Source organism: Planococcus sp. CP5-4_YE (assembly GCF_019042655.1).
In the GTDB taxonomy this organism is placed as follows: Bacteria; Bacillota; Bacilli; order Bacillales_A; family Planococcaceae; genus Planococcus.
On sequence record NZ_JAHPZO010000002.1, the window covers coordinates 122,326 to 137,477 of the forward strand.

At 48.5% G+C, this 15,152-nt stretch carries 14 protein-coding genes and 2 riboswitches; of the genes, 1 reads left to right on the top strand and 13 read right to left on the bottom strand.

Annotated elements, in window-relative coordinates:
- Nucleotides 1-63 precede the first annotated feature (63 nt).
- The 9 genes from KTG14_RS03020 to KTG14_RS03060 form a co-directional block, all read right to left on the bottom strand.
- Nucleotides 64-336: a DUF4212 domain-containing protein gene (locus KTG14_RS03020; RefSeq protein ID WP_216969350.1), complete on the bottom strand. Its 273-nt coding sequence runs from the start codon at nucleotides 334-336 to the stop codon at nucleotides 64-66.
- Nucleotides 337-896: 560 nt separating this feature from the next.
- Nucleotides 897-1,364, bottom strand: a complete 468-nt coding sequence (gene ribH, locus KTG14_RS03025; RefSeq protein WP_216969351.1) for a 6,7-dimethyl-8-ribityllumazine synthase — start codon at nucleotides 1,362-1,364, stop codon at nucleotides 897-899.
- Between the two features lie 12 nt (nucleotides 1,365-1,376).
- Nucleotides 1,377-2,567, bottom strand: a complete 1,191-nt coding sequence (locus KTG14_RS03030) for a bifunctional 3,4-dihydroxy-2-butanone-4-phosphate synthase/GTP cyclohydrolase II (protein WP_216969353.1) — start codon at nucleotides 2,565-2,567, stop codon at nucleotides 1,377-1,379.
- Between the two features lie 13 nt (nucleotides 2,568-2,580).
- Nucleotides 2,581-3,216, bottom strand: coding sequence for a riboflavin synthase (gene ribE / locus KTG14_RS03035; RefSeq protein WP_216969355.1), 636 nt, complete (start codon nucleotides 3,214-3,216; stop codon nucleotides 2,581-2,583).
- A gap of 5 nt (nucleotides 3,217-3,221) precedes the next feature.
- Nucleotides 3,222-4,304 (bottom strand): bifunctional diaminohydroxyphosphoribosylaminopyrimidine deaminase/5-amino-6-(5-phosphoribosylamino)uracil reductase RibD, encoded by a 1,083-nt coding sequence (gene ribD / locus KTG14_RS03040; protein ID WP_216969357.1) that lies wholly within the window; start codon nucleotides 4,302-4,304, stop codon nucleotides 3,222-3,224.
- Nucleotides 4,305-4,403: 99 nt separating this feature from the next.
- Nucleotides 4,404-4,534: riboswitch (FMN riboswitch) on the bottom strand.
- Between the two features lie 107 nt (nucleotides 4,535-4,641).
- Nucleotides 4,642-4,772, bottom strand: a riboswitch (FMN riboswitch).
- Between the two features lie 114 nt (nucleotides 4,773-4,886).
- Nucleotides 4,887-5,186: a TIGR04104 family putative zinc finger protein gene (locus KTG14_RS03045; RefSeq protein WP_216969359.1), complete on the bottom strand. Its 300-nt coding sequence runs from the start codon at nucleotides 5,184-5,186 to the stop codon at nucleotides 4,887-4,889.
- 153 nt (nucleotides 5,187-5,339) lie between these two features.
- The gene (locus KTG14_RS03050; protein WP_216969361.1) at nucleotides 5,340-6,323 is read right to left on the bottom strand and encodes a ring-cleaving dioxygenase; all 984 of its coding nucleotides are present in this window, start codon (nucleotides 6,321-6,323) and stop codon (nucleotides 5,340-5,342) included.
- On the bottom strand, nucleotides 6,320-6,799 hold the full coding sequence (locus KTG14_RS03055) for a MarR family winged helix-turn-helix transcriptional regulator (RefSeq protein ID WP_216969363.1): 480 nt from the start codon (nucleotides 6,797-6,799) through the stop codon (nucleotides 6,320-6,322). The genes KTG14_RS03050 and KTG14_RS03055 overlap by 4 nt, the downstream gene beginning before the upstream one ends.
- Before the next feature lie 149 nt (nucleotides 6,800-6,948).
- A complete protein-coding gene (locus tag KTG14_RS03060) occupies nucleotides 6,949-7,347 on the bottom strand; it encodes a PaaI family thioesterase (RefSeq protein ID WP_216969365.1) in 399 nt (132 codons plus the stop codon).
- A 122-nt stretch (nucleotides 7,348-7,469) separates the two neighbouring features.
- Between KTG14_RS03060 and KTG14_RS03065 the strand changes: the two genes are divergently transcribed.
- Nucleotides 7,470-8,213 carry an alpha/beta hydrolase gene (locus KTG14_RS03065; RefSeq protein ID WP_216969367.1) on the top strand — a complete coding sequence of 248 codons (744 nt, stop codon included), beginning with the start codon at nucleotides 7,470-7,472 and terminating at the stop codon, nucleotides 8,211-8,213.
- A 57-nt stretch (nucleotides 8,214-8,270) separates the two neighbouring features.
- Here the strand turns inward: KTG14_RS03065 and KTG14_RS03070 are convergent, their stop codons facing one another.
- The 4 genes from KTG14_RS03070 to KTG14_RS03085 all read right to left on the bottom strand — a co-directional run bounded on the left by KTG14_RS03070 (nucleotide 8,271) and on the right by KTG14_RS03085 (nucleotide 15,059).
- Complete coding sequence (locus tag KTG14_RS03070; RefSeq protein WP_216969369.1) at nucleotides 8,271-8,906, bottom strand: O-methyltransferase; 636 nt, start codon at nucleotides 8,904-8,906, stop codon at nucleotides 8,271-8,273.
- 56 nt (nucleotides 8,907-8,962) lie between these two features.
- Nucleotides 8,963-9,913 (bottom strand): siderophore ABC transporter substrate-binding protein, encoded by a 951-nt coding sequence (locus KTG14_RS03075; RefSeq protein WP_216969370.1) that lies wholly within the window; start codon nucleotides 9,911-9,913, stop codon nucleotides 8,963-8,965.
- A 336-nt stretch (nucleotides 9,914-10,249) separates the two neighbouring features.
- Nucleotides 10,250-13,411 (bottom strand): glycoside hydrolase family 2 protein, encoded by a 3,162-nt coding sequence (locus KTG14_RS03080; RefSeq protein WP_216969372.1) that lies wholly within the window; start codon nucleotides 13,409-13,411, stop codon nucleotides 10,250-10,252.
- 187 nt (nucleotides 13,412-13,598) lie between these two features.
- A complete protein-coding gene (locus KTG14_RS03085; RefSeq protein WP_216969374.1) occupies nucleotides 13,599-15,059 on the bottom strand; it encodes a SulP family inorganic anion transporter in 1,461 nt (486 codons plus the stop codon).
- Between the last annotated feature and the right edge of the window lie 93 nt (nucleotides 15,060-15,152).

The window sequence follows — 15,152 nt, forward strand, 5'->3', positions numbered from 1 at the left end:
TCTCCCCCTTTATAAGTATCAGAACTCTGTATGGCGGTTTCTTTTATGCATCAGCAGAGTCTATTAATCTTTTTGATCCTGGTCCAGCCCGAACTTTTTATCGATGCGGTCGTTGATGATGGCATTTATAAACAGTAAAATGATGAAAATCAAAATAGCTCCCTGCGCCCCCATGAAATAGTGAAACGGCATGCCATTAAAGCTGAATTCCGACAGTTCTTCTGCAAAAAATACCACCACAAAGGATGCTGTAAAGCCAATAAGCAAATAGATGGTGATTAATATAGTCCGGATTCGAAAATAGGAATCTGCCTCTTTTTTATCAATCTTCCTCAATTTTCCCACCCCTTTATCGGTATCGAAGACGAGTTACCTGTACGCATTCAGCCTCTTAACTGAAATATGAACCGAACTGTGTCCGTGAAAGGCAATGGCACCATGATGATTTTAATGAGCATAAATGCAAAAATCGACACTAGGGGAACGAAAAAATATGCTATTCTCCTTTTCTTCAATCCCGCAATCACCGAAATTATCGTGATAAGGCTCAATGAGAGAACCCAAATCATCTCTTCACCCCTTTTTTAATAACACATTCAAACTTTTATGCATCCAGACTGCTTTCTACCATGAGCCCGCGCTCCCTCCTCCTTTCCATTTTAAGGATAATAGCTATCTCATTTTTCATTATTCTAAAATTTCAGTTAATTGTCAATGCATTATTATAATTAAGCTTCAAGTGATTTCGAAATATAAGGGATATTACAAAAAAGAACTCGCATTCTTTCATGAATGCAAGTTCTTTTTTTATACAGTTAAATTTCAGGAACGGCAATCAGCAGCCACCAAGCGTTCTCATCAAGAACACAATGAAGTTCTTTTTTCGCTCTACGCGATCAATCGAATGCTTTCATCAAATTGCCCATTTCGACAGCGGAAACTGCCGCTTCGTAGCCTTTGTTGCCGGCTTTAGTGCCAGCGCGTTCAATCGCCTGCTCGATTGTCTCTGTCGTTAAGACGCCGAAGATGACTGGGACGCCTGTCGACATGCCTGCTTGCGCGATGCCTTTCGCCGCTTCATTGCAGACGTAATCGTAATGCGTCGTAGAACCGCGGATAACCGTGCCAAGCGCGATGACCGCATCGTATTTTTTCGTTTCCGCCATTTTCTTCGCGACCAGCGGCAGTTCAAATGCCCCTGGCACCCAAGCGGTGTCGATGTTTTCCTTATTGACGCCGTGGCGCACCAAGCCATCCACTGCGCCGTCCAATAAGCGCGATGTGATGAAGTCGTTGAATCTGCCTGTAACGATCCCTATTTTTAAATCCGATCCGATTAAATTAGCTTCGTAAACTGTTTCCATTATGAACACTCCTTAGTCGATTAGATGGTGCATGCGTTGTTTTTTCGTTTCCATGTACTGCGTATTGTCTTCCGTTGGTGGAATGATGAGCGCCAGCCGCTCTTCCACTTGAATGCCGTATTCGATCAGTGCGTCTGTCTTGGCTGGGTTGTTCGTCAGCAGCCGGACACGCGATACGCCTAGATCCTTCAGCATCAACGCGCATAAAGTATAGTCGCGCATCTCTGCAGGAAAGCCGAGCTGTTCATTCGCTTCGACAGTGTCCAAGCCCTGTTCTTGCAATTCATAGGCTTTCAGCTTGTTCAACAAGCCGATGCCACGCCCTTCTTGCCTCATATAAAGGACGATGCCCGCTCCTGCCTGTTCGATCAATTTGAGTGACTTGGCCAGTTGTGCCCCGCAGTCGCAACGGCGCGAGTGGAAAATATCGCCCGTCAAACATTCGGAATGAATGCGCACAATCGGCGCTTCTACTGATTCCGGATTGCCTTTGACGATGGCCACATGTTCTTCCGCGTCCAGCCGGTTGGAATAGCCGACCATGCGGAACTCGCCGAAATCAGTCGGCATATGGACACTCGATTCACGCGTGATGAGCGGGTCTTTTTCTGCACGGTACGCATAGAGGTCTTCGATCGTGATGATTTTTAACTCCAGCGCATCCGCTAATTTTTCCAAATCAGGCATGCGCGACATCGTGCCATCCGCATTCATGATTTCACAAATCACCGCTGCCGGCTCACTGCCGGATAGACGCGCCAAATCAACAGACGCTTCCGTATGGCCTTGGCGCTGGAATACGCCGCCCAGTTTCGCGACGAGCGGAAAGACATGCCCAGGCCGTTTGAAATCTTGCGGCACGGCTTTCGTATCGAGCATCTGCAAGATGGTGTCCGACCGTTCAAATGCACTGATGCCCGTCTTGGCATCTTTATGGTCGATGCTGACGGTAAACGCCGTTTCGTGGTGGTCGGTATTATGGCTGACCATTTGATCGAGTTTCAATCGCAAGGCGATGTCCGGCGAGACCGGCGTGCAGATAAGCCCCCGGCCGTGCGTGGCCATGAAATTGATGTTCTCAGGCGTCGCATGTTCTGCGAGACAGACGAAATCGCCTTCGTTTTCTCTTGATTCATCATCAACCAGAATAATGACTTTTCCTACCTGCAAATCCTTTACTGCTTCTTCAATTGTATTTAGCATCGGTTTTGCTCCTTTAAAATCCGTGGCGCCGCAAATAATCGGCGTTCATCGGTTGTTTTGGCGCATGCTCCATAAAACGCTGCACGTATTTCCCGAACATATCGGTTTCGAGATTGACTGAATCGCCAGCTTTTTTACCGCCTAGAGTCGTTTCCCCAGCTGTATGAGGAATAAGCGAAACGGTCAGGTGGTTTTCGCTGAGTTCGAAGATCGTCAAACTGACGCCGTCGATGGCAACAGACCCTTTGACGATGGACTGTGCAAGCAATTCGGCAGGCGCTGCGATATCGATATACAAGGAGTTTTCCTGAGGGCGCTTGCGTAAAATTTTGCCGACCCCGTCGATATGGCCAGCGACAAGATGTCCACCAAAACGGCCATTCGCCGCCATCGCCCGCTCGAGGTTGACGGAGCTAGAGGTACTTAATGACGAAAGTGTGGTGCCGTGAAAGGTTTCCGGCATGACATCCACCGTAAATCGGCCATTCGACATTGAAGTCACGGTTAAGCACACGCCTTCTACTGAAATGCTGTCGCCGATTTTTGTTTCTTCTAAGACGACAGTTGCACGTATCGTCATTTCCATGCTGGACGCACCGCGTTTAATGCTTGCGAGCTGTCCAGTTTCTTCGATAATGCCTGTAAACATGTGTGTCACTCCTTTAAGGTGGAGATGATCTTCAAATCCGTTCCGATTCGTTCTACTTTCTGCGTCTCCAAGCGGACGCCGTTTGATGCGGAACTGGCGTGCAGATCACCGAATACCGAAACGGTTCCTTCGTCGCCGAGAATGATTGGCGCGATATACGTTGCGATTTCATCCACTTGCTTGCTTTGCAAGAAAGCGGTATTGATTTTTTGGCCGCCTTCCACAAGTACCGATAAAATTTTGCGCGCAGCCAGCACTTTCAATGCTGCGGCAATGTCTACATCGGGCGTATCCAGCTGCAAGATTTCGACATGCTCTGGAAAAGCTCCGCGGCTATCGATATCCACCCCTGATCCGACAATAATCCAAGTAGGGGCATCAGGTACTTGAATAATGTGGCTCTCGATCGGGATTCGTAAATGGTGATCCAATATGACGCGGACCGGTTGCCTCGGGGAGTCGGCAAACCGATTGGTCAAGCGGGGGTTGTCGAGTGCTACAGTCTGTGCACCGACTAGGATGGCGTCGTGCAGCAAGCGCAGTTTATGAACGTCTTGCTGAACATCCGGTCCTGTTATTTTTTCCGAACGGCCACCGGTTACCGCGATTTTGCCGTCTAAGGTAATGGCGTGCTTCAATGTCACAAAAGGTCGATTTTTGCGGATATAGGTGAAGAACATTCGATTTAACTCCGCTGCTTGCTGTTCGCAGACGCCGGTCTCTACGATCACTCCGGCGGCTTCAAGCTTTTGAATACCTTGGCCTGAGACAAGTGGGTTCGGGTCCAGCACCGCGACAACAACACGGCGAATGCCCGCACGAATAATCGCGTCTGCGCAAGGGCCTGTCCGGCCATGATGGCTGCAAGGCTCCAGTGTCACATACAAATCTGCGCCTTGCGCTTCACTGCCTGCCATATTCAGCGCATGGATTTCTGCGTGGGGCTGCCCCGCTTTCAGGTGCGCGCCCATGCCGATAATGCGGCCCTTTTTGACAATCACCGAGCCGACAAGCGGATTTGGCGAAGTCTGTCCGGCGGCTGATTGCGCCAGCTCTAGTGCTTGCTTCATGATTTGCTGATCATCCACTTGATCACGCCTTTCACAACATAATAAAAACCCATTGATAAACCAATGGGTTAGAAGACAATAGGAAATAGAACTATAGATTGCTCTATAATTTCCGTGTTCTTCCTTCTCCCATCCAGACTTTAACTGTCGGCTTTGGACTCTCACCAAATCCTGCCTCGTAAGGCTCACGGGCTTCGGATTGCTCCGTTACCGTCGATTGGGAATTTCACCCGACCCCGAAGGAATACTATTCAGTTGATCATCCACAGTATGCAAAAAAGGCCCCTTCTATAAAAGAAAGGGGCCTTGAAAGTGCATATCAAAGAAACCTAAGCGATTGCTAGTAGGCTGTTTGACGGTTCTTCTCCCATCCAGACTTTAACTGTCGGCTTTGGACTTGCACCAAATCCTGCCCCGAAAGGCTCACGGGCTTTGGATTGCTCCGTTACCGTCGATTGGGAATTTCACCCGACCCCGAAGAACGCTATAGATGATTATCTGTAAGTTTAGCGTAAGCTTCTGGAGCTGTCCAGAAAAGAATATTCATTTGTTGAGCGCAACCAACTCAATCCCTAGAAAGAAACTCGGATTTTTTACTCATCACCACATCGGCCCGCGCTCGTCTGTCAATTCGATGAAGAATGGGTAAATGCCCATGATTACTAAAAAGGAAGCCAAGAATAGCGCGAGGGAAACGAACGGATCGATGCCGAAAGCCACCGAAATGAACATGATGAGCGGAGCGGCAAAGACAAACAAGCTGGTCTTCTTCCGCGATTCCATGGAAACGTATTGCTCTTGCCGGCAAGCCGGGCAAGTCAAGCTATCCCCGAGTGTGAACAGCCGCCAGACAGTCTGCCCCCACGTCCATGTCGTCCCGCAATTTCGGCATTTCGGCATCGCCATTCTCCCCTTTCCTCTTTCTATCTATACTTACGCCCATAAGTGGGATAAGTTCCCAAAATCGCCCCATTTTTTTGGATTTTGGGCATTCTTTCTGCTTTTCCTCAGCGTTAAAAAGCACTGCCCATTATGAGCAGTGCCGGATTTTCCTTATAGGTATTCTTTTTCGATAGTCTTCGTGCTGCGCTCGGTATCGATCGGGCGCACCATGCTTTCAATCTGTTCGCGCTTCGGTTCCAAGAACGGCGGCAAGGATAATTTCTCGCCGAGCGTTTCATATGGCTCGTCGCCCATGAAGCCCGGACCATCCGTTGCCCATTCGAACAACAGACCGGGTGCGACTCGTGCATACAATGATTCGAAGAAGAAGCGGTCGACATAGCCGGAAGTAGAGAATCCAATGTCCTGCATATGGCCGATCCACTCGTTCAACGCTTCGCGGTCCGCCACGCGGAAGGCGGCGTGATGCACCGTGCCGAAGCCTTGCTGGCCGGACGGCAAAGCTGCATTATGCTCGACAATCACTTGCGCACCATTGCCGCCTTCGCCCATCTCGAATAAATGAAGCTGCCCCTCATTGGCGATCTCGCGCATATGCATCGCTTTTTCCAATACTTCCTTTAAATAATCGAATTGGCCGATGCGAATATGAATCGGGCCAAGGCCGGTGACGGCAAATTCAAGCGGAACCGGGCCGTGCTGCCACGGCGTGCCTGCCTGTACGCCTTTGTTGTTCTCGTCTGATACAAGCATATACTGCTGGTCGTCAAAATCTGTGAACGACAAAGTTTTGCCGCCGAATTGCTCGGTTATAGCACTATGCTGCACTTCATATTTGTCAAAACGTTTTTCCCAATAGCTAAGCGCTTCGTCCGTCGGTACGCGGAAAGCCGTTTTGTAAATTTCGTTTGTGCCGTGAGAGCCTTTCGGGATTCCAGGAAAATCAAAGAAAGTCATATCCGTCCCAGCAGAGCCTTTATCGTCAGCGAAAAACAAGTGATAGGTTTGGATATCATCTTGGTTCACCGTTTTCTTGACCAATCTCATACCCAATACATAAGTGAAAAACTCATAATTCTTCTCGGCGCTGCTCGTAATCGCCGTTACGTGGTGGATCCCTTTCAATTCGTTCATGCATACCGCTCCTTGTCTGTTGGTTTTCTATCTTCCGTTTCGTTGCTGTCTTGTGCTTCATAGCCTACTTTTTTCAGCTTCTCGATCAATTCCATTACTTCTTCTTGCTCAAGCCCGGCAAACACTTTATCCATCTGCCGTTCATGTTCAGGGAAGATCCGCTTCATCAATTCCTGGCCGTCGTCCGTCAAAAGCGCATACGTTACACGCCGGTCTTCTTTGCACGCTTCCCGTTCGACATAGCCTTTTTGTTCCAGCTTATCGACTACATAGGTGATACTGCTGCTCGCTATCAACACTCTCTTGCCGATTGCCTGTATGGGCTGGCGGCCTTGATGATAAAGCAATTCAAGCACAGAGAATTCCGTCGCGTTCAAGCCGTATCCCGCTACGTCGCGTTTGATGGCGTCATGGACAGCATCAGCCGCGCGAATCAAAACCGTCACAGCTTTCAGGTTTTGGTTGGAGAACTCCATTTATATTCCACCTCTTTACTTCGAATTAAAATATCTTTAATTAAAAGTAATTATAACAAGCTGTCATCCATGGGTCAAGAGAACGGCTTCCAATTGCAGCCAATCAAAAAAACTCCCTTTCGCCAGATGCGAAAAGGAGCTATTGAAATTTATAATTTGAAAGTGCCAGTGCTATACGCCAATAATTCGTCTTGATCGCTGACGACACGTCCTGTCAGGATTACTGTACTATTCGTCTGATGCAGCATTTCAGCATGGAAAATGGCCGTTCCTTCCGCCAAACTTTTGATGAAGCGAACTTCCATTTGAATCGTCGAAACCGCGTCACTCCCAAGCGACCGAGAAGCTAAGCCCATGACGATATCGATTCCCGACATGATCGCACCGCCATGAAGCATGTTTTGCATATTGTCATTTTCGGTTTTTTTCTTCAAACGCATAGACGCCTTGCCGTACTCCACCCGGTCGATTTCAAAACCGAGCATCTGGAAATAAGGGCCGTTCTCGAACTGCTCGATCAATTGCGTATATTCCTGTACGTTTTGCACGCGATCTCCCCCAGTTGATTACTCTTCCATTAGTATAGCACTCCTTTTTGAGGCGATTGATGGGGAAGGATTTTCCCAAAAAGCAACGAATACTTAAGGACTACCTAAAAGGAGGTTTTTGGATGACAAACGATTTCGATGTACTTCCCGGCGCAGAGCCGTTTATTTCAGAAGGAGGGAAAACGGGAATTCTCATCTCCCACGGCTTTACCGGCACGACACAAAGCATGCGCCCGCTTGCCGAAGCTTTTGCAAAAGAAGGATATAGCGTCTATGCCCCGCGCCTTAAAGGGCATGGCACGCATTATGAAGATATGGAAACAAGCACATATCAGGACTGGATCGCTTCTGTAGAGGAAGCTTACGCCTCGCTATCGGAGCGCTGCGATAAGATATTCGTGGCAGGCTTGTCGATGGGCGGCACGCTCGCTTTGTATATGGCGGAAAACCATCCGGAGATCCGCGCTATTTCCTTGATTAACGCCGCTGTCGAAGTCCCCGACATGGAAGGCGTCAGAGAATTGCAGGATGTACGCTTTTTGGACGCTATCGGATCCGATATCAAAAAACCGGGCATCACTGAGCTTGCCTACGACAAAACACCAGTCGCTTCCGTCAAAGAGATCTTGTCCTTCATGGATTTGGTCCAAAAAAACCTATCGGCTATCCATTGCCCGACACTGCTGTTCGTCTCACCGGAAGACCATGTCGTTCCGCCAGTTAATTCAACATTCATTTTCGATCATATTTCTTCTGAGGAAAAAGACCTCATCGAAATGCCCGACAGCTACCATGTGGCGACGCTTGATCACGACCAACAACGGATCATCGACGGCACGCTCGCCTTTTTCCGCAAATATGAATAAACTCTGCTCTATTTATAGAGCAAAGGACAGAAGGCTCTCACACCTTCTGTCCTTTTGTTACTTTTTCACTCTCGACACGAGCAAGCCATCACCGACGGGCAGCAGAATCGACTCCAATTGCGGATGCCTTGCAGCTGTTTCGTTGAACTTCTGCATCGCTTCGGTGTGCTGGCGCTCTTTACCCGCCTCTGCCACACTTCCCCCTGCTAGGACATTATCGGCGACGATCAATGCCCCGTTTTCTGCAAGTTCCAAGCAAGCAACTAAATAGTTTTCGTAATTCTCCTTATCTGCATCGATGAAAAAGAAATCGAATGTCCGCCCCTGGTCTTTCAGTTTCGCTAAGCTCTCCAAGGCAGTTCCGGTCAGATAGTTAACTTGCCCGTCGAACCCCGCCTTTATCAACTGGGTGTTTGCCAATTCGGCATAGTCCTGCTCCAATTCTAGTGAAGTCAAATGGCCTTTGGCACCAAAGCCCCGCGCCAGGCAAATGCCACTATAGCCGCCGAGTGCGCCGATTTCCAACACTTTTTCTGCTCCCGTCATCGCCACGAGCATCGTCAGCAGTTTTCCGGATGCTGGCGATACCGAAATCGGCCGCATGCCTTTTTCGTTGATGGCGGTAAGTACACCTTCTAGCACTTCATCTTGCTCGACAAACACTTTATTGATATAAGAATTGATTTGCTCCATACTCCTATCCCTCCCCGTGATTGAGAAAAAGCCCCGGCATCCCGAGGCTTTTGTGATTAAAATGCAGATTCGATGGCGTTGACCATTTCGCTGACAGACTGCAGCCCACCACCGGACAGGTACCAGTAATCCGGATCCAAGTAAATGATCTTATCGTTTTGGTAAGCGTTCGTTTTCTGGACCAATTCGTTTTCCAATGAATCTTTCGCACTTGCGTCATTGCCGACTGCTGCATTGCGGTCGACGACGAACATCATGTCTGGGTTCGTATCGAGGATGTATTCGTACGTGATGCTTTGGCCATGCGTAGACGCTTCGATGCCTTCGTCCGCTTGTTTGACGCCGAACACGTCATGGATGATGCCAAAACGTGAAGCTGCACCGTATGCACTGACTTTCCCTTCGTTAGCTAGAACAATCAAGCCTTTTTCTTCAGAACTTGCTGTTTTCTCTTTGATGCCTTCGATTTGCTCGTTAATGGCTGCAAGCTCTTCTTTAACTTCCGCTTCTTTGCCGAAGATTTCCCCTACTGTTTCCATATTCGTCGTGAACGAGTTCATGTAATCCGTAGTGTCCACGCCTAAGTGAATAGTCGGTGCGATGTCGCTGAACTCGTTATACATTTCCGCTTGGCGGCCAGAAATAATAATCAAGTCCGGATCCATGGCGTGGATCGCTTCAAAATCCGCTTCTTTCAATGTGCCGATGTTTTCGTATTTCTCAGTGTCTTCGTATTGCTCCAAATACGTAGGAATATTCCCTTGTGCAACGCCTGCCACAGCTTCTACTCCCAATTGATCGAGTGTATCGAGAATCCCGAAATCGAATACGACGACTTTCTCAGGATTTTTCGGAACTTCCGTCTCGCCCAGTTCATGCGTCACTTTAACCGTTTCCGTTGTTTGTGCATCCGCCGTTTGGCTGTCTGTCGCCTCTTCTTCTGCACCGCAAGCTGCGAGAACTGCAAACATCATTAATACCAAAATTGCCGCTAACCATTTCTTCATTTTTTTCGTCTCCTCTTCTATTGAAATTATTGGATGAAGGACATCCGCACTGCATTATGTAATCTTTCTTCGATGACGCTTGAAAAACCGCTCCCTTCATTGATCAGATGATACTGATAATCATTATCACTTAACCACATTTATTAGTATAGCAGAATAAAAACTACTTTCAAGAACTAAATGAGAATTATTTTCATTTGTTTTTTCGCGAATGAAATAGCTGAAGCTCCGCTCTTTCTTCAGCTGTTCACAATAAAAAAAGACCCAGCGCGAACTGCCTCTAGGCCGTTAGTTGTTCCTAACGGTTCTCGGGTAGCCCGGTAATGGGTCTTTTCTTCACTCAGTATTTTTGAACATTTCTTGCAAAATGTAATAGGATTCTTTCAAGCGTTCCTGTGTTTGCGGCAACCCCCATGGTTCCCATGAGTACAGCTTGCTGCTGTCCAATCCCATCGATTCCAGTTCTTTTCCGTCCGAATTCTCCAGAACCGCTGCAGCTTCTATCCCCTCTACTGTCATACTTGCTGCAATACCGTCTTCTTGCAAGTCACCCGTGAATTCCTTTTTCGCCGGGTCTTTCGCATTCAACAGCATCCACGGAATCCGAATTTCCAAAATTCCGGCCTCTTCTGAATAATAATAGTCATTCAATGAATCGTATTGATCGTCTTCGGGGTCTGCTATGCCAAAGCGCAGCTTCCCTGTCTCATAATACTCAAAAGGATAGACTTCTCCTGTATCTGGGCGCGTGAATTCCTTATTCAACGCCAGGCGCATCGGATGGAAGTTGTTTTCGATATCCGGCTCTTGTGGAATCATCTCCAACCGTTTGTGGTAATCGTAATAGAAAGTGTCGTAATCGCCGGCTACTTTAAGCGCCGCATCCTCCCCGTTGATGGTTAGTTCGAAATCAGCCAGGAAGCTGTCTGACACTTCGATTCCCTGATCTTCTCGAACACTGAAGTACAGGCGGAAGCGGTCTTCATTCCACCACTCCTCTTGTGAATCGAACTCCGCTTTGACGTATACATAGCGCTCATCGGAATCCATCGATAGCGAACGCAGGGCTCCTTGCTCTTTTTCATGCAGCAGCGATCCGTTCTGCCAATCGTCTTCGCCGTCGACTTTCACCTTATGGCGGTCAAAACTCAATAAGCCGAATTGCTGCTCATTTGTTTGGGCATTGGACCAGAACGGGCGCTCGTCCGGATTGTCATAATCCATCGTATTCCATGTACGCTTGAACCATTCATCCTGCCAAGTGAACACCAAACCGCCAAGCATCCCTTCTTCTAGGATATCTTCATACAAATGGCTGACGATTTCCCCTTGCTCACTCTCGGAAATAAAGCCTTGGTTCCAGCCGAATGGGTTTTTATGGGTCATGCCCCTTGAAGCCGGTACCCCGAACTCTGCAATCAGCAATGGCATATCGTGTGATTCGTTCAAATCTCGCAAATACCCCGCATAATTATTGCGCTCGCCGCGGTGGTCGATAAATTCCGTGTATTTCTCTTCTAAGTTGAGGAAATCCGGATAATACGGATAGACGTGATAGGAAGCAAACATACCCACTTCGGTCAATTCACCGGTCGTACGTATATGATTTGGATCGACGGTCGCCAAGTCTTCCTGCTCGCTCGGCTCCGCCGGCTGGTCGATATTATCCGTTGTTACCCAGTTTGTAAAGCTGAGCGGGCGCATGCTGTCATAGGTCTCGTATTCATAGACAGCTAAAACGTCCAACTGCTCGGCAATCCAATGCTCCATTGGATTGGCATCTTCGGTTTCGATGAATGTGCCCGAAAACTCACCAAGATCCGGGTACTTGTGGTTCATCTCGTCGACTGTGAACGGGTACCATTCAATACCGATCATCCAGCCGATGACGTAATCGGAAACGTCTGCCGTGTAAGTTCCGGAAGCGTGTCCCGGCTCTTCGTCAACTTTCGCGTCACCATGAACCGCATCGGCTACTTTTTTCATTTCCTGTTGGAAACGCTCTGTAATCTCAGGCGTGAACGCATCCAAGGTTTCTTCTAGCGGCCCTTCATCAATCCATACGCCGTGGTATACATACAGCGGCGTTTCGGCTGATTCATTGTACTTGGCCAATGCTTCATAGAAAGCAGGCGGGTGAAGCGTATAGACGCGAATCGCATTGGCGTTCATTTCCCCGATTGCCTTGAACCAGCGGTCATATTCCTCGCGGGTGATCGCTGCTTCGCCAGGGAATGTGCCGGGTTTTGCCATGCCCATATTGACGCCTTTGACGGTGAATTCTTTCCACTCGCCATCTTCGAACACTTCAAACTGCTCGCCGTTTACACGCGATGGATAGGAAATCCCGTCTTTTTCGGCGGCTGTTGACACTTGTGATGCTGTTTCTTGCTCTTTTGCCGAACTATCCGCAAGAATCGTTTCCATCATTGGCACATACGTTTTCCAATAAAAACTATCGTTGCCGCCAAATGACATCCAATCCCGCATCTTGGCAAGCCCCCCGTATTGGTAGAATGACGGCACATCCTCGACGTCAACAAAGTCGCCAGCAAAATAATAGACGTCCGCATCATTTACAGTCGTGTGCATGACGGCCGGAAAATTCTCCGGAATCCCGCGTTCGGAAAGCGCCGCTTGGCCTTGTTCGCCGAGAGACCATTCGTATTCGGCAAGCACTTCGGTCTGTCCTTGCACTTCATTGATATCAAACCAATAGTCGAACGTCGGGCTTTCCTGAAGACCGAAAGCCGTTTGCCCAGAGTCTGTGAATTTCACATGCAGTCCAGCATTTTCGATATCGCCCCGCTCTTCAGACAACACAACAATCTCGCCACTGGCATCTTCAACAAGCACGAACCCTCCGCCCGTAAACTGCCATTCTTCTGCCTCCTGTTCATAATTCTGGACGATCCATGCAGGCACCTCGGCACCTGCTAAGTCAGGAAAATAGCGGCCGCTCCAGCCACTCCACTTAATGCCTAAAAATTCTTCCATATCCGTGCTGACGGCAGCATCTGTCGGGGAAGCGAATGTATTGAATTCAACGACTAAATCACTGCCCGTATTGATTACTTGCTGCTTGATCGCCTGCCATTCAGCCATCTCCAAGCCGCCATAGATGAGCTCGGAGCGTTCACCTTTGGCCTCTTGCCAAGGGAGATCGTCTTCATATACCCCGTAGGCATCAGCCAAATAAATCAAATCATAGCCCAATCCGAGTTCCTCGATGCCGCGAATTTCATAATCCTTGTCGGTTTCATCCGGCATAAACCCGAAGTAATCCGTATCTGCGCGGTAGTCCGACTCATCCTCTTTGACAAAACGGTTATGGTTCAACACCCAAGTCAGCCCTTTATGTTCGCGGTAATTTTCCGTTGGGACGGTTTTGTCGACAATCGCCACGTTCAAAGGCTCGCTTCCTTGAAACAGCCAGATGATGAATGGTGTCAGCAATAGCAGCAAGATGATTACCACCCCGATGAATGTCTTTTTCACAATGATCCCTCTTTTCCTATGATGCCTAGTTACGGTTATTATATAATATAAAAATTTTGTTTAAATAGAAAATATTTCTAAAAAGTGAACACATTGCATCTTTTTGCTAATTACTTGATTTTCTTTATGCCACAAAACACAAAAAAGCCCGTCCTCCATTAGAAGGACGGGCTTTCACTATGCTCAATCAATGAGTGGGCAGTTTTGCATTCGAACTTTTGAAAATCGCCAATTGATCGACCAGTTTCTGGCTGCCGGCATCTAAGCCAGTTACTTCCACTTCGTTGGCGTTTTCGCGGAATTTCAGCACGACCCGGTCGACGGCACCAACGCCGGAATCGTCCCAAATATGGGCATCCGTGAAATCGATAACCACTTTTTCGCGTTCGATATCGAAATCGAATTTCTCCAGGAAATCCTCAACTGAAGCGAAGAATAATTGGCCTTCGACACGATATTGCGTCGCATCGAGCAGGCGCTTTTCCACTTTGATCTTGGAAATTTTCGAGACGAAGAAGATGGCGCTTAGCAAGACGCCCGCCAGTACACCAATCGATAAATCGTGCGTGTAGACAACGATGGCGACCGTTGCGACCATCACGATCGAATCGGTTTTCGGCGCTTTTTTCAAGTAAGTGAACGAAGCCCAGTCGAATGTGCCGATCGACACCATGATCATGATGCCGACAAGCACCGGCATCGGGATCTGCACGACGACATTGCCGAGAACGATGATCAAGAACATCAGGAACGTACCGGCAACGAGTGCCGACAAGCGGCCACGGCCGCCCGATTTAACGTTGATGACCGATTGCCCAATCATCGCACAGCCCGCCATTCCGCCGAAGAAACCGGTGATGAAGTTGGCGATTCCCTGCCCTCTTGCTTCTTTATTCTTATCGCTCGTTGTATCGGTCATGTCATCGACGATATTTGCCGTCAAGAGCGATTCAAGCAAGCCGACAATCGCTAACGCAAGTGAATATGGGAAGATGATCGACAAGGTTTGCAAATTGAACGGCACATCCGGCAACAGGAAGCTCGGAAGCGTCTGGCTGATTGTGCCAAGGTCGCCCACTGTGCGCAGTTCGAATCCAGAATAGATGGCCACGACCGTCAATACGACCAGCGCAATGAGCGGGGCTGGAATAGCTTTGAAAAAGCGCGGGACGATATAGATGATGGCCAGTGTAATTGCCACAAATACATAGGTCATCGTGTTGATGCCGATGAAATGCGGCACTTGCGCCATAAAAATCAAAATGGCCAGTGCGTTAACGAAGCCGATCATGACGGCGCGCGGGATGAATTTCATCACTTTTGCGACTTTGAAGACGCCGAACAAGAGTTGGATAACCCCTGTCAAAATCGTGGCAGCGAGCAAGTATTCCAGCCCGTGGTCACGGACAAGCGGCACCATCAATAGCGCCATCGCGCCGGTTGCGGCTGAAATCATGCCTGGGCGTCCACCGACGAAGGCAATGATGACGGCGATGCTGAAGGAAGCATACAAGCCGACCATGGGATCAACCCCCGCAATGATCGAGAAGGCAATGGCTTCTGGGATAAGCGCGATGGCTACGAGGATCCCCGACAGGATATCCCCTCGGATATTCCCAAACCATTGGGTTTTAAGACTTTGTTTCACTTGGTCGTGCTCCTCTATTGGTTATTTGCAAATTTCCGCTGAACCGGAAATCTTATTTTTTCACAATGAAAACAGTTTAGCACCGACGCTCCA

Coding starts and splice junctions, on each gene's coding strand:
- KTG14_RS03075 (WP_216969370.1), bottom strand. CDS start 9,913: ATGAAGAAATGGTTAGCGGCAATTTTGGTATTAATGATGTTTGCAGTT.
- KTG14_RS03050 (WP_216969361.1), bottom strand. CDS start 6,323: ATGAACGAATTGAAAGGGATCCACCACGTAACGGCGATTACGAGCAGC.
- ribH (WP_216969351.1), bottom strand. CDS start 1,364: ATGGAAACAGTTTACGAAGCTAATTTAATCGGATCGGATTTAAAAATA.
- KTG14_RS03055 (WP_216969363.1), bottom strand. CDS start 6,799: ATGGAGTTCTCCAACCAAAACCTGAAAGCTGTGACGGTTTTGATTCGC.
- ribE (WP_216969355.1), bottom strand. CDS start 3,216: ATGTTTACAGGCATTATCGAAGAAACTGGACAGCTCGCAAGCATTAAA.
- KTG14_RS03065 (WP_216969367.1), top strand. CDS start 7,470: ATGACAAACGATTTCGATGTACTTCCCGGCGCAGAGCCGTTTATTTCA.
- KTG14_RS03045 (WP_216969359.1), bottom strand. CDS start 5,186: ATGCCGAAATGCCGAAATTGCGGGACGACATGGACGTGGGGGCAGACT.
- KTG14_RS03070 (WP_216969369.1), bottom strand. CDS start 8,906: ATGGAGCAAATCAATTCTTATATCAATAAAGTGTTTGTCGAGCAAGAT.
- KTG14_RS03030 (WP_216969353.1), bottom strand. CDS start 2,567: ATGCTAAATACAATTGAAGAAGCAGTAAAGGATTTGCAGGTAGGAAAA.